This window comes from Komagataeibacter rhaeticus, assembly GCF_003207855.1.
GTDB lineage: Bacteria > Pseudomonadota > Alphaproteobacteria > Acetobacterales > Acetobacteraceae > Komagataeibacter > Komagataeibacter rhaeticus.
The window spans coordinates 1-13,615 of the sequence record NZ_NKTZ01000003.1 but is presented as its reverse complement, the minus strand read 5'-3'; the positions used below and the strand labels follow the sequence as shown (position 1 = coordinate 13,615).

The 13,615-nt window shown below is 64.5% G+C and carries 16 protein-coding genes; all 16 read left to right on the top strand.

The window, feature by feature from the left end; genetic code table 11:
* The first annotated feature begins 9 nt into the window (after window positions 1-9).
* Entirely contained in the window at window positions 10-960 is a 951-nt protein-coding gene (locus tag CFR78_RS04280) for a Mu-like prophage major head subunit gpT family protein (protein ID WP_034932066.1), read from the top strand.
* A gap of 3 nt (window positions 961-963) precedes the next feature.
* Window positions 964-1,263, top strand: coding sequence for a hypothetical protein (locus CFR78_RS04275; protein ID WP_034932063.1), 300 nt, complete (start codon window positions 964-966; stop codon window positions 1,261-1,263).
* A complete protein-coding gene (locus CFR78_RS04270; RefSeq protein WP_051672123.1) occupies window positions 1,263-1,685 on the top strand; it encodes a DUF1320 domain-containing protein in 423 nt (140 codons plus the stop codon). The genes CFR78_RS04275 and CFR78_RS04270 overlap by 1 nt, the downstream gene beginning before the upstream one ends.
* Entirely contained in the window at window positions 1,685-2,302 is a 618-nt protein-coding gene (locus tag CFR78_RS04265) for a hypothetical protein (protein WP_034932061.1), read from the top strand. The genes CFR78_RS04270 and CFR78_RS04265 overlap by 1 nt, the downstream gene beginning before the upstream one ends.
* Window positions 2,299-2,556, top strand: a complete 258-nt coding sequence (locus CFR78_RS04260; protein ID WP_034932059.1) for a hypothetical protein — start codon at window positions 2,299-2,301, stop codon at window positions 2,554-2,556. Before CFR78_RS04265 ends, CFR78_RS04260 begins: the two co-directional genes overlap by 4 nt.
* Window positions 2,553-4,037: a phage tail sheath subtilisin-like domain-containing protein gene (locus tag CFR78_RS04255; protein ID WP_051672122.1), complete on the top strand. Its 1,485-nt coding sequence runs from the start codon at window positions 2,553-2,555 to the stop codon at window positions 4,035-4,037. Before CFR78_RS04260 ends, CFR78_RS04255 begins: the two co-directional genes overlap by 4 nt.
* A 6-nt stretch (window positions 4,038-4,043) precedes the next feature.
* Window positions 4,044-4,406: a phage tail tube protein gene (locus CFR78_RS04250; protein WP_034932057.1), complete on the top strand. Its 363-nt coding sequence runs from the start codon at window positions 4,044-4,046 to the stop codon at window positions 4,404-4,406.
* The gene (locus CFR78_RS04245) at window positions 4,403-4,822 is read left to right on the top strand and encodes a hypothetical protein (RefSeq protein WP_034932055.1); all 420 of its coding nucleotides are present in this window, start codon (window positions 4,403-4,405) and stop codon (window positions 4,820-4,822) included. Before CFR78_RS04250 ends, CFR78_RS04245 begins: the two co-directional genes overlap by 4 nt.
* 159 nt (window positions 4,823-4,981) lie before the next feature.
* Window positions 4,982-7,243 carry a phage tail tape measure protein gene (locus CFR78_RS04240; RefSeq protein WP_034932053.1) on the top strand — a complete coding sequence of 754 codons (2,262 nt, stop codon included), beginning with the start codon at window positions 4,982-4,984 and terminating at the stop codon, window positions 7,241-7,243.
* Window positions 7,240-8,619, top strand: coding sequence for a DNA circularization N-terminal domain-containing protein (locus CFR78_RS04235; RefSeq protein WP_051672120.1), 1,380 nt, complete (start codon window positions 7,240-7,242; stop codon window positions 8,617-8,619). Before CFR78_RS04240 ends, CFR78_RS04235 begins: the two co-directional genes overlap by 4 nt.
* The gene (locus CFR78_RS04230) at window positions 8,616-9,980 is read left to right on the top strand and encodes a phage baseplate assembly protein (RefSeq protein ID WP_034932051.1); all 1,365 of its coding nucleotides are present in this window, start codon (window positions 8,616-8,618) and stop codon (window positions 9,978-9,980) included. Before CFR78_RS04235 ends, CFR78_RS04230 begins: the two co-directional genes overlap by 4 nt.
* Window positions 9,977-10,540, top strand: coding sequence for a phage baseplate assembly protein domain-containing protein (locus CFR78_RS04225; RefSeq protein WP_051672119.1), 564 nt, complete (start codon window positions 9,977-9,979; stop codon window positions 10,538-10,540). The genes CFR78_RS04230 and CFR78_RS04225 overlap by 4 nt, the downstream gene beginning before the upstream one ends.
* 63 nt (window positions 10,541-10,603) lie before the next feature.
* Window positions 10,604-11,089: a phage GP46 family protein gene (locus tag CFR78_RS04220; RefSeq protein ID WP_084149739.1), complete on the top strand. Its 486-nt coding sequence runs from the start codon at window positions 10,604-10,606 to the stop codon at window positions 11,087-11,089.
* On the top strand, window positions 11,089-12,171 hold the full coding sequence (locus tag CFR78_RS04215) for a baseplate J/gp47 family protein (RefSeq protein ID WP_034932049.1): 1,083 nt from the start codon (window positions 11,089-11,091) through the stop codon (window positions 12,169-12,171). Before CFR78_RS04220 ends, CFR78_RS04215 begins: the two co-directional genes overlap by 1 nt.
* Window positions 12,168-12,713, top strand: a complete 546-nt coding sequence (locus tag CFR78_RS04210; protein ID WP_051672117.1) for a putative phage tail protein — start codon at window positions 12,168-12,170, stop codon at window positions 12,711-12,713. Before CFR78_RS04215 ends, CFR78_RS04210 begins: the two co-directional genes overlap by 4 nt.
* Window positions 12,713-13,615 (top strand): glycine-rich domain-containing protein (locus CFR78_RS04205; protein ID WP_456305881.1); only part of this gene is annotated, 903 nt, incomplete at its 3' end. The genes CFR78_RS04210 and CFR78_RS04205, both read left to right, overlap by 1 nt.

Sequence of the window (13,615 nt, the reverse complement as noted above, 5' to 3'; positions counted from 1 at the left end):
GGCAGACCCATGGAAATCAATATCGGCAACATGAACGCGCTGACCGCGCGCGTGAATACCGCCTTCAACAAATTCCTGACCGTGGCTCCGCCGCTGTATCAGGAATTCTCCATCATCGTGCCGTCCTCGGCTGGCTCGAACATCTATCCCCGCATGGCGGAAATTCCCGGCCTGCGCGAGTGGGTTGGCGAGCGTGTGGTGCATGAACTGGAAGCCAACGGCTTCGAAATCCGCAACCGGACCTTCGAGGAGACCATTTCCGTCCGGCGCGAGGACCTGGAAGACGACCAGTTCCACGTGCTGACACCTGCGATCCAGCAGCTTGGTTACAATGCTTCCGTGCTGCCCGACGAACTGGTGTTCGACACCTTCCAGGCGGGAGCCACGAAAAAGGGATGGGATGGTCAGTATTACTTCGACCAGGAACACCAGACCTACGACGAGAGCGGAAAGGTCGTGGCCTATTCCAATCTCCAGACCCCGCAGGGCACCGAAACCGCAGGCGCGGCATGGTACGCCCTGGTGTGCGACCGCCCGCTGAAGCCGATGATCTACCAGACCCGCAGGCCGTTCGTGATTACCGCGAAAACCAGCCTTCAGGACGGGGTGGTGTTCAGCAAGAACCGTTTCATGTGGGGTGTGGACGGGCGTTGCAACGCGGGCCTTGGCCTGTGGCAGCTTGCCATGAAATCCACGCGCCCGCTGAACGTGGATACGTGGGCGGCAGTCAAGGCGGCGTTCGCCAGCCTGCGCCGCAAGGATGGTGCGCCGTATGGACTGGTGCCCACGCACCTGCTGGTGCCGTCCAACCTGGAAACGCAGGGGAAATACCTGCTGAACGCGGATTTCGTGCCGACGCTGATTTCCGGCTCTACGGCGGCGGCATCCACATCCAACCCCTACAAGGGCGACGCGAAGCTGCTGGTCTGCCCGCGCCTGTCCCAGAGCATTGGAGGCTGATGAATGACCCGCAAGCCTGAAAAGCCGGATGCGGCTGACCTGCCGGGAGCCGATGCGGCGCGCGCGCTGAAGAGCGAAGAAGACGCGCGCGCGGCCTTCGGCGCAGGGGTGTATATCCTTGGAGGTGACGCCGAACGCATGGTCCCGCCGGGCCATGTCATTGTGGTCTGCCGTGATCCCGGCCTGCGTCGTGGCGGGATCGTGCATCCTGCGGTGCATGTCTATCCGCGCGAGGAACTGACACGCGGGCAGCTTCGTGCGATGGCCAGTGAGCCTGCACTTGAAGTCATCGGGGTCGGCTGATGGCTTATGCCGCCCTTGCGGACATGCTGGCGAAGTATGGCAATGCCGAACTGATCGCAGCCACCACCGACCTGGACACGCCACTGGATACGATTGACCAGGGCAAGGTGCAGGCGGCGCTGGATCAGGCGTCGAGCCGGATGGATAGCTACCTGCGCCGCCGCTACGTGGTGCCGGTGGCCAGTCCGCCGCCGGTGCTGGTGCAGTATTGCTGTGCTGTCGCGCGCTACCTGCTGCATTCGGGCGGCAACAGCAATCCCAGCGACCAGATGCGCGCCGATTACAAGGACGCCATCGCGTGGCTGAAGGACATCAATAACGAACACGCCACGCTGGATGGCGCGATCCCGGCCAATACGACCGAGGAATTCGCCCGCATCCAGACGCGGCCAGCGGGCTTCCAGCCCGGAAGGCTGTACTGATGGAACTGCCTGAAAACCAGTATCCGCGTCTGTTGCTGTATGGCGGACCGATCGTGGAGGCATTCATGGCGCTGCGCCAGCGCCTGCGTGAAGCGTTCCCGCCTGACATTTTCCGGCACATCATCGTGCCGCCCAATGCCAAGCGTGCAACGTGGGAAAGGCTTCTGACCACAAAGCCCGTCATCGGGCTGGCATGGAATGCATGGAAGCCGCATGGCGATTGTGGCGCGACATTCCGGGGCGATCTGGTTTTTGCCGTGTTCATCGCCGTCCAGCACGCGGACTCCGGTCGGCTGTATGTCGGCGTCCCCGGCAGTCTGCGCGGCATGGGCGCAATGGGCGCGGCGGGAGCCGCTACCGCTTTCCTGCATGCACGCCCGCTTTCCGGTGAACTGGGCACCCCCATGGTTCGCATGGTTGCACTGCCACCCACAGCAGACTGGCTTGCAGATGATGTTGGCCTGGTCTCGCTGGAAGTGACTGTTCCCAACGTGTCGTTCGATGGCCCGGCGCTGGCGCAGCAGCTTGATGACTTCAAGGGTCTGCGTGAGACGTGGCAGGACGCCGATGGCGACACGCTGGTCGCCCCCCCACCCCAGACAGGAGAAACCGCATGACCACGCTGGTGCATGTGACGCCCGGCCGGGTGGTGAAAATCCCGGCTGGAAACAGGACACGGACGCTGCCCGATACGGGCTTTAACGTGAACGAGCGCGATCCGTTCTGGGCAGCGCTGCTGCGCAATGGCGACCTGACCGCGGGTGACGTGCCTGCGCAGGCTGCCGCCTCAACCACCACCTCGGCGAAGGCGACCGCTGCCGCCGCGACCACGGCCACGACGCCGGCTGCCAGCGGGAGTGCCACGAAATGAGCGAGGCCATTTCCTTCAGTGAAATCCCCGCAGGCTGGGCCGTTCCGGGCAGCTACGGGGAAGTCACCACCATCCCCAGCGGCAACGATGTGACCGACATGCCGCTGCGACGGCTTGTGCTGGGGCAGAAGGGCGACGGTAAGGGTGCGTCGCTGGTGCGCTACCAGAATATCTCGCCATCACAGGCTGCTGTACTGGCGGGTTCGGCATCTGCGCTGGCGGCCACCGTGGCCGCCATGGTTGCCGCCGCCCCATACGTGGCGGTGGACATGGTGATGGTGGATGCCCCGACCGGGGGCACCGCCGGGTCCGCTACCCTGACATTCACCGGCCCTGCCACGGCCAACGGCACGGCGGCGATTGAAGCCAATGGCGTGCGCGTCCCGTTCGTGGTGACCAGTGGCATGGCCGCAGCCGACATGGCCGCCGCCGCCGCTGCCGCGTTCACCAGCGACGTGTCGGTCCAGACCGGCCTGAACGCCACGGTCGCCCTGGGCGTGCTGACACTGACCAGCGCGGAAACCGGCACCTTCGTAAACGATATCGACGTGCGCATGAGTTCGCTTACGGCCGACCTTGTGCCGGGTATGAGCGTGGCGGTCACGGCCATGACCGGCGGTGCGGGCACGGTCGACCTATCGGCAGCACTCGCGCTGGTGTCCAATGTCTGGTTCACCGATATCGTGTCCTGCCTGAATGACGCGTCCAACCGGAACGCGTTGGAGACCGAGGCCGAACGCCGGTTTGGCGCAATGGTCAAGAAGGACGCCCACGTCTATTACGGATACCGGGGCACCTATGGAGAGGTGCTGGCCTTGGCGGAAACAGTCAATAGCCGGTTCATGACCTGCATTCCGGCACAGAACCCGCGCTGGGCACCATGGATCATGGCAGGCGTGGCCGGTTCCATCGCCGCTCAGGCGCTGAACAATGACCCTTCGCGGCCGTTGCGCACGCTGGAACTGACCGGCCTGACCGGGATGGCACCGGATGATGCCGACCTGTTCACGGACGCGATGCGTAACGTGCTGCTGCAATCGGGCATGTCCACCTTCACGGTTGACCAGGACGGGACCGTGCGCATCGAGCGCATGGTGACCAATAACCAGAAGGATGCCACGGGCGACACGGAAAAGGCATGGCGCGACATCATGGTGCCCAAGACCGTGACCCGCGTGCGGTATGAGTGGAACACCTACATTGATGCGACCTATCCGCGCGCCAAGCTGGCGGACGATACATCAGCCATGGTGGGCATTGCTGCCTATGTCGTGACCCCCAAGGCACTGAAGGGAAGCTGGGCCGCGCAGTCGGAACTGTACGAGACCGTGGAGGGATGGTTGCAGGACACCGATACGCTGGCGCAGCAGGCGGTGTTCACCATCAACCCGACCGACCGTAACCGCTGTGACGCAGCCCTGCCCATCCGTGTGATGGGATCGCTGATCGTCATGGCCAATTCCATCCAGCTACAGGCGTAAGGGCACATGGCAGGACAGACAGTTGGCGTATTCAGGGCCTGGTGGAACGGCCAGCAGATTGAAATAAAGCCGGGCGCAACCGTGCGCCTGCCCGGCACGCAGAACAAGACCGAGATCGCGGGGGGCACGGGCTTCCGTTACCAGCAGTATCAGGTGGGGCAGTTCAAATGCACGCCCGTGCTGGTCAAGGGGAGCAGCCTTGCCGCTTTCCAGCCGGGTGATGAGGGCGAATTGCAGGTGCTGGCCGATACCGGCCAGCAGTGGGTTTTCCCCGATGCCTACATCCTTGACGCGCCCGATCTGGCCGACAGCGGCGGCAACATGCCGCTGACCTTCAACATGAACACCTACAAGGAACTGCTCTCATGAATGCTCCCGTCGTGAACGGTGCCGCTATCCCTGCAACGACCCCGGCCGCCACCGCGCCGGTTGCGCGCCCCGACCGGCCCAAGCTGCCCGAAGGCGCGGAATATCAGGCCAATGGGTCGGTCAAGGTGACGTTGCAGTATCCGGTGGAACAGAAGGCCATCGTCAACGGCACGCCGCAGACTGAACAGGTCAGCAGCATTGTGCTGAACCGTCTGAAAGGACGCGGCATTACCGAAATGCTGAATGCCGAGGGCGAAGGCAACCGCCTCCGCGCCATGCTGGAAGCATCCGCAGGCATGACCGGCCCGAAGGCCGATGCCCTGCTGGGTGAAATGGACGGCGAGGACTTTCTGACCCTGACACAGGTCGCCAACACTTTTTTGAAGCGTGGGGCGAAGACTGGCCGGTCCTCCTAGCCGCACTCGCCCACGAGACCAGCTTTTCCGAAGCTGAACTGCTGGACATGCCGCTGCACCGCATCCGGTTCTGGTCCGCAGCCCTCGGGCAACTGGCCGAGCGGCGGAATGAGGCGATCCAGCAGCAGATGGCCATGATGGACAGATAGGGAGGCCCCGTTGTCCGGTAACAACATGACGGCGGCCTTCCGTCTGGACTTTGCCGTTGGCTCCATCGAGCCATTGCAGCAGATCCGTTCGGTTCTGGTAGAAATCAACGGATCGCTGGCGGAACTGGCCCGCGCGGCCAATCCATTCGATGAAATGCAGCAGCCCGTCGCCCGCGCGACCGAGGGCGTTGCCGGGCTGAACAAAGTCCTGTCCGAAACCGGCGCGGCGGGTGCGGAAGCAGCGGCAGCCGTCGGCACCATTGGCGAAACCGCTGGTGGCATCGAGGCCGCGACCGCCGCCGTGACCGGTCTGGATGAAACCCTGACCCGCACCACGGCCGCTGCAGCCGAGGCAGGCAGCGGCATGAACCGCATCGGCACCGAAGCCGAGGAAGCCGCCGACCGCAGCGTGTCCGCGCTGGGGCGTATCCGCTCCGCCGCATCGGCGCTGGGTAGCGGCGGGATGGGCTATGCGCGCGGCGTGGGTGGTGCCGTGCGCGGGTTCGGTCAGTCCATTCAGGAAGGCGTGGGCAGTGCCTTCGGGGCCGCTGCCACCGGCTTCGGGATCGTGATGCCCGTCAGGGCAGCGGCGGAATACGATAACGACCTGACCCATATCGGCATCGGACTGAACCTGCACGGCGCGGAGAATACCCGTTTTACCGAGACATTTGGCCGCGACATCGACCGGCTGGCGCGTGATACCGGACAGCGCGGTACCGACCTTGTCGCTGCGGCCGGGTATTTCTCACGCGAAGGCTACACGCTTGACCAGATAAAGGCGGTCCTTCCGACCGTGGCGCGCATTGGCACGGCCTACAACGCAGCGCCGGATGGCGTGGCGAAGACCACATTCGCCATGCAGGAGAACCTTGGCATTTCCGCTGCCGAGATGCCCGGCGCGCTGTCGGCCATGGCGCTGGCCGGGAAGTCGGCCGACCTGCCATTCGAGAGGCTGGCCCCGCTGTTCCCGCAGGTTGCAGCCCAGGCGGGCGCGCTGGGCGTGCGCGGGCGCGACGGCCTGAATGATATGGCGGCCGCGCTGGCGGTCATGCGCAAGAATACCGGCACGGAAGGCGAAGCCGTGACCGACATGCGCGCCTTCCTGCAAACCATCACATCCAGTCATACGGCCAAACGGTTCCAGAAATATGGAGTCGATCTGTTCGGTGTCCTGAACAATGCCCGCGCCAATGGTGTGGACCCGATGATGGCGGTTCTTCAGCAGGTCAACCGGATCACGCATGGCGGCAATGACCTGCGGGCCGTGGGTGAACTGTTCAACAACGAGCAGGACCGTGGGTTCGTGAATGCCCTGCTGCACCATCTGGGCGGGGAACAGGGTTATTTCGCCATCAGGAAAAGGGTTGGCAGCGCGGACCCTGCCATGGTGGACGAAGATTTCCGCACCGGCATGGGGTCCACTCTGACGGAACTGCATTCGTTTGAGGAAGCCCTGTCCCAGCTTGAGCGGCGTATCGGGCATGGGTTCGTGCCGATCCTGAAGGTTTCGACCTCGGTCCTGCACGGCCTGACCGGCATGTTCGAGTGGCTGGACGATCATGTGCCGGGCGCATCCACCGCCATCATCGGCACGGCAGGCAGCCTGCTGGCGCTGGCCACGGCGGCGGGTGCCGTGGGTGCTGTGGCCGGGCCGCTGCGGGCCGGGTTTACACTGTTCCGCGCAGTGCTGCTCCCTATTGGCGGGCTGCTGGGCGGTGTCAGTCTGGCCACCGTGGGCGTGGTGGCCGGGCTTGCGGCGCTGACGGTCGGTGTCGTGGCGGCCGCACTATATGTCTCGCGCAACCTGACGCGGATTTCCCACGCGTTCGACGCAGGCGGCAGCGGGATCACCGGAGCACTGAAAGGCACCTGGAACGTGGCCAAGATGGTGTTCAACGATTTCACCGCATGGCTGGATAGCTGGGGCGGCGGGATTGGCACCAAACTGCACAACATCGTCACGGGGCTGGCAAAAGTCTTCAGCGTCCCGCTTGTCGCCATGTTCCAGTATATCAAGGCGCAGTTCGCAGCCCTGGACCAGGCATTCAGTAATTCGTGGGTGGGGCGGCATGTTGAATCGCTGATGGGCCGTGGCGTGCAGCCAGCCCCCGCCATCCCGGCGGCGGCACCCGCGCGTGCCGCCGCATCGGGTGGCCAGTTCGGCCTGCATGTCTCGCATGACCCCGGCCTGAAAATCCGCCAGACGGCGGGAGCGCAAGGGGCCGTGCGCATTACCCCTGATCGCGGAAGGATGGTGGCCCAGCCATGAGCATTGGAACGGGTATCCTTGGCAGCCAGCTTGGCCTGACGGGCGGGCTTGCGGCATCGCCGCTGTCCTCCATCCTGTCGCTGGCGAGCTGGCGCGGCGTGAACTTCTACATGCCCAATTCCCGCGAAGCAGCGGGGCGTCGGGTCGCGCAGATGTATTTCCCCGGCCGCGACGATTTCCGCATGCAGGATTTCGGGCAGTTCGATGGCCCGATACAGGTGCGCGGCATTCTGGTGGGCGATGATTACGTCCTGCGTGCCGACCGGATGCGCAAGGCGCTGCTGGCCAAAGGGGCGGCAACGCTGGTGCATCCGTGGTGGGGCGCGCTGCGGTGCTACCTGTTGCAGGCCGGGCAGATCGAGTTTTCGGACCGGGAAATCCGCATGGCCCGGTTCGAGGCCACATTTGTCCGCAAGCCGCCCGCGTCCATTTCCACCGGCCTGTTCTCGACCATCACCGACACCCTGACCAATGTGCTGGAAGCTGCTGATGCCCTGGTCGATCAGGGCGTTCTGGCCCTGCGCGGGCTACTGTCGCCCGTTGTCCTCCCGCTGGCGCTGGCGAGTGCTGTCAGCAGCACGATCACGGTAGCGGCCAATGTGTGGAATGCAGCCACGACATCGGCCCCGGAACCTGTCCAGTCAGCCACGCAGACATCACTGGCGGCATTGCAGACCGGCATCGTCGCCCCGGTGAGCAATACGGATACCACCTATGCCGACGGGGTGACGGACCTGCTGGTCAATGTGCCTGCTACCATCGCGGGCGCGGTATCGACCGGCCAGACGGCGGCCATTGCGCCGGCAACACAGGTGGCGGACGGGAGCCAGACCAGCGTGGACCCGGTGCAGGCGACAGCGCTGCTGCTGGATGGTGCCACGCAGATCGGCGCGCAGGCGCAGGCCCTGTCTGTCAGGTCACTGGCCCCGGCCGATGTGCTGGTGATCGGTCTGGTGGCGCGTGCCGGGACCGTGGCGCAGGCCATGGCGGCCCAGTCGGCCATGACCTACGCCAGCCAGTCGGACGCCATTGCATCGCGCGATACCATGACGGCGGCGCTGGATGCGCTGGCCAGTGACCTGACCAATGTGATCCTTGCCGGGGCGGAAGTTCCGCTGGCGGCCATGTCGGGCGCGATCCGCGATGCCCGCGCGGCTGTGGTCGCGGATATTTCGTCTCGCCTGGGGCGGTTGCCGAAGGTGGTCGCGGTGCCGGTGCCGCGCCAGATGAGCGCGTGGCTCATCGCCTATGCCGTGGCAGGCGATACACCCGCGAACGTGGCGGCCGTGTGGGACGATCTGGTCAGCCGCAACGGCCTGACCCATCCCGCACTGGCGGGCCCCGGCAGCGTGGACGTGCTGGAAACATCGTCATGAGCGGCACAACCAGCACCACGGTCACCGCGCGCGGCATGACCGTGATCGTGAATGGCCGCACGCTCAAGACCTACACCATGGCGGAATGCGGGCGCGATCTGGCGGACATCTGCGGGGCGTTCCATGTCGAATACCTGGATGAGGTGCGGGCCAATCAGGCGCTGGGGGGAACCCTGCCGGAATGGGCCATGATCCGGGAGAACGACCCCGTGGAAATCCGCATCCATGGCGCAACCTGCCTGCTGGGGCATGTGGATGACATCCAGCTTGAAATGGCGGATGGAGAAATCCGCGCCACCATTTCCGGCCGGGACAGGACCGGCGATCTGGTGGACTGTTCCGCCAACCCTACAGGACCGGGGGAATACCGTGCAGTTCATCTTGTGGATGTCATCGGGAACCTTACCGGCCCGTTCGGGCTGGCGGTGTCGGCCGACGTGGATACGGGGGATCCATTTACCCTGGTCGCGGTCGATCCGGCCGAACCTGCCATGTCCACCATCGAAAAGCTGTCACGCCAGCGCGGGGTTCTGGTCACGTCTGATGGCGTGGGCGGGATTGTCCTCACACAGGCGGGCAGCACGCGCGCGCCGGGGAAACTGGAATTGCCAGGCAACGTGTACCGCATGGAATCACGGGTATCGGCACGCGGCCGGTATTCGGACGTGTGGGTCAAGGGGCAGTTCAGAAGCCTCTTACGGCCCGCTAATGCCACCCTGAGCATGGATGCGGAGCCGCTTTCGGAAACGCCCGAAGATGCCCCAAGCGCACACAGCGCCACCGATACGGAAGCCGCCGCCATCGTGCGCTATGGGCACAGCGTTGACCCAGGCGTCGGGCGCTACAGGCCCCGTGTCTGGCTGTCCGCCACCCAGAGCGGTGGGTCAGTTTCCGCGCAAGGCACGCCAAACCCGCCGCTGGACAGCGCGGCCAGCGGGCTGACGGCAGACCCCGGACCCGCGCCGGCCGCCTACCATGCAAGCAACCGGCGGCCAAAACGCCAGCGCACGAAGCCGCGCACGGATGGCAGCCCATGGACGTTGCAGGACCAGGCCGACTGGCGCATGCGCTCGACAAAGGCGCAAGCCACGGCAAGGGTCTATACCGTGGTGGGATACCGGGGTGAAACGGGGGATATGTGGCTGCCCAATGCCCTGGTCTATGTGAATGACCTGTATGCAGGCATTGACCGCGATATGCTGATCGGGGCCGTGACCTATGTGGATGCGCCAGATGGTGAGGTGACCCGCATATCCGTGGTGGAACGCGATGCCTATGACCTGACGGGCGACATGGACCACGGCCATAACGGCGCGCGGCGCGCAGGCCATATCGTGGCGCGTGACGGGATGGCGCGATGATCGACCGGCTGTTCATGGCCGTGCGCGGCCTGTTTGTCCGCGCCGTGGTGCGCGCGATTGACGATACCGGGGCCGAGCAGATGCTGACCGTCCAGCCGCATTACGGGCGCGTGCGCTCGCGCGTGCCGGTCCATCAGCCCTTCGGCTTTGCATCCCATGCGCCATTGGACGGGGCCGTGGCTCCCATTGTGGCCGTGGGCGGCGACCATGCTGACCTGATGGCGCTGCCGCCCGCCAATCCGTCCAAGGCGCGGTTTGGTAAGCTGGGTGAAGGCGACAGCGTGCTGTATGACGCCTGTGGCCAGCGCATCTATATCCAGAACGGGAAGATCGTGCGGCTTGACTGCACATCGGAAATGCTGGTGACAATAGGCGGCAGCCCGATCCTTGACCTGACGGCAAAGCAGGCCACGCTGAATGTGCCGCTGGCGGTCAAGGGCGGCATTACCGCCACAGAAGACATCGCAGCCCAGGGCGATGTGAAGGCGGGCGGTATCAGCCTGACCAACCACACCCACCCGGTGACGGATGCGCCGGGCACGACCGGCAGGCCCCAGTAAATCTGATAACAGGGGAAGAACCTCCCCCTGAATGGATGTCGCCTGCGCGCGGATACTGCGCGCATGACGGCATCCGTTCCTTTTTTCCAGATGGCCATGGCCTGGTCACCCCGCGCCATGGCCTGCGATCTGGTAATCCAGCCCACCGGCAACGGGCGCGGCCGCATTGCCATTGATGCAACGGCCGCCACGGCGCTGCTGATCGCACTGGGCACCGACCGGCGCGCGGAAGCTGATGACACGCTGCCCGATGATGTGACGGGCCTGCCCGCACAGTCGGCCGGGCTGCTGGCGATGCGTGGCTGGGTGGGTGACATCTGCCTGCCTGAAGGCCAGCGGCTGGGCACGCGGGCGTGGCTGGAATCGCGCGGCAAGGCCACGGAAGAAACCCGCGCCCGTCTGGCTGGATACACGGCGGAAAGCGTGGAGCCGATTGCCGATTACCACGGCACGGACATTGCCACCGGGGCGGCGTGGCTGACGGGTGACACCATCCAGATCACCGCGCAGGAAAGCGCCACATCAGTCGCCACCGTGGTGGGGAACTGATGCCAGCGGCAATTCCAACACCGGAACAGCTTGCCCAGCGTTTCGCGTCCGGTCTGGCGACAGTCAGCTTTACCGCCAGCGATGGGACGCAGGTGGTGCTGGACGCCAATGCGCCGGGCAGCCTGGAACAGGTTCTGTCCGTCGTGGTGGGGATAATGGGTGCCGAACAGTATCGCTACATGCGCGACTGGCTACTGGAAATAATGGTCGATACGGCCACGGTGGACGGCCTGCTGCCCAACCATGGTGTGCAATGGGGTGTGCCGCGCAACCCGGCTACGTCCGCTATCGGCAATGTGGTGGTGACCTGTTCGCAGGCCGAGGTCATTCCCATTGGCACGCTGCTGACGGTGGACGGGTCCATCCAGTGGGCAACCACGGCCGAGGGTAGTATCGCCGCCGGTGCGTCCGGCTCCATTCCCGTGCAGGCGACCGCGACCGGTACCACGGGCAATGTGGGCGGTGGCATCACGCTGACGCTGGTATCGCCCATTGCAGGCGTCACATCCGTTGTGACCGACAGCGACGGGCTGGCCGGTGGCGCTGCCATTGAGGGGCAGGAAAGCTGGCGCGCGCGTATCATTGAGAAAATCCGCAATCCGCCCGCAGGCGGCAGCGTGACCGACTACGAAGGATGGGCCGAAGACGCGGGGGCCGCTTACGTCAACGTCGTGCCGCGATGGGTCGGTCTTGGCACCGTGGGCATCATCGTGGCCATGGCTGGCCCCACGGTGCCGACATCGGCCGAGGTCGCGGCCATCCAGTCCTATATTGACGATCCGACCCGCAGGCCCGTGCGGGCGAATGCCTATGTGGTGCCCGCACAGCTTGCGCCACAGAACCTGACGCTTTCGATCACGCCAGACACCCAGCAGAACCGTAATCAGGTGCAGACCGCGATTGCGGCCTATTATGCGACCACGGACATTGCGGCGAAGCTGCTGGTAGCGCGGATTGACGCCGCCATCGCGTCGGTCACGTCCGTGACCAGCTATATCCTGTCGGTGCCCACAGCGGATGTGCAGTTGGCTGATAACCAGATTGCGACGCTGGGCACCATCACATGGCAGGCGTCGTCATGAGCCGCACGGCCGCCGAGATACGCGACGAACTGCTGGGGCAACTGATGCCGTCCGGCTGGGCGTGGCCAAAAAGCACACAGAGCAATCTGGCAGCCTTGCTGACCCCCTTCGCCATTATGGGCGCGCGGTTCGAGGCCGATATCGACGCTCTGCGCAACGAGATCAGCCCGGCGAAATCGACTCTGCTTCTGGCGGATTACGCACAAGTGCTGGGGCCTGACCCATGCGGGCGTGACCTTGCGGACCTGACCACGGCCGAGATGCAGGCACTGCTGAATTCGCGCTGGGTTGGCGGCGGTGGTCAGTCCGAGCAGTTTTTCATCGACCTTGCCCAGGCGGCCGGGGTGACCATCACCATCGACTACCCCGAACCCGCGATCTGCGGTGAAGCGGTGTGCGGTGTGGATGTGTGCAGCCAGGACACCGACCGCCTGATCTGGATCATCAACCTGCCCAACAAGAACACCGGCCTTGAATGCCCGATCCAGCGGTTCTGTCCGCCGGATACGGCGCTGGTCTTCAATTACAAGGATGCTGCCTGATGGATTACACAAGCGCCCCCGGTTACGTCACTGATGCGCAGGGCCGCAGGCAGTATCAGGACCGCGATCTGCTGAACGGCGTCAAAGGGACGTCCCTGGTCAAGGCAGATCGCAACGCCATCATGAATTCGCTGATGTATCTGATCCAGATGGTCCAGATCATCCCCAATCCGAGCGATGACAGTCAGGTCTGGGCGGCGATTGAGGCAATGATCAAGGCTGCGCTGATCGGGGTTGGTGGATCGCTGGATTTTACCCCGGTCCAGCAGGGTGGCGGAGCGGATCAGGGAAGCAACAAGGTCAATATTGGGTGGGAGATCGTAAACGGCACTTCCACAGGCCGCCTGCGCTACCAGATTGACGCGACCGACATTGGACCGATTGCCAACTATTCGGATGTCACGGCTGTCCAGTCTGACCTTGCGACTGAACAGGCCGCGCGCGCCAATGCGGACACGACTCTTTCCGCCCGGATAGACGGCTGCGTCCTCCAGCAGTCCGACAGTGCGACAAACCCGGTCACACGGCTGGGGGTGAATACATCGGACTATCGGGTCCGCGCCTATGACCCGGTGGAGGCGGTGTGGAAGGTAATAGCCAACTATTCCGATGTTGAGGCGGTGCAGGCCACGATAGGCGAGTTGACCACCGCATGGGGCTATGTCCTTGCCTCCGACAATATTGCCGTTCCCGCATGGGCAACCAGCGTGGAAATCGAAGCCGTGGGGGCGGGAGGGGGTGGTGGTGGTTGCCAGGGTTCCAGCACGGCGGAAACCGTATCCGGCGGAGGCGGGGCATCTGGTGGCTACATAAAGGCGATCTATCCGGTGGCGGGTGGCGACACGCTGGGCATCACCATCGGTGCCGGAGGCGGCGGGGGAGAAGGGGCGTTACCAGGCAAT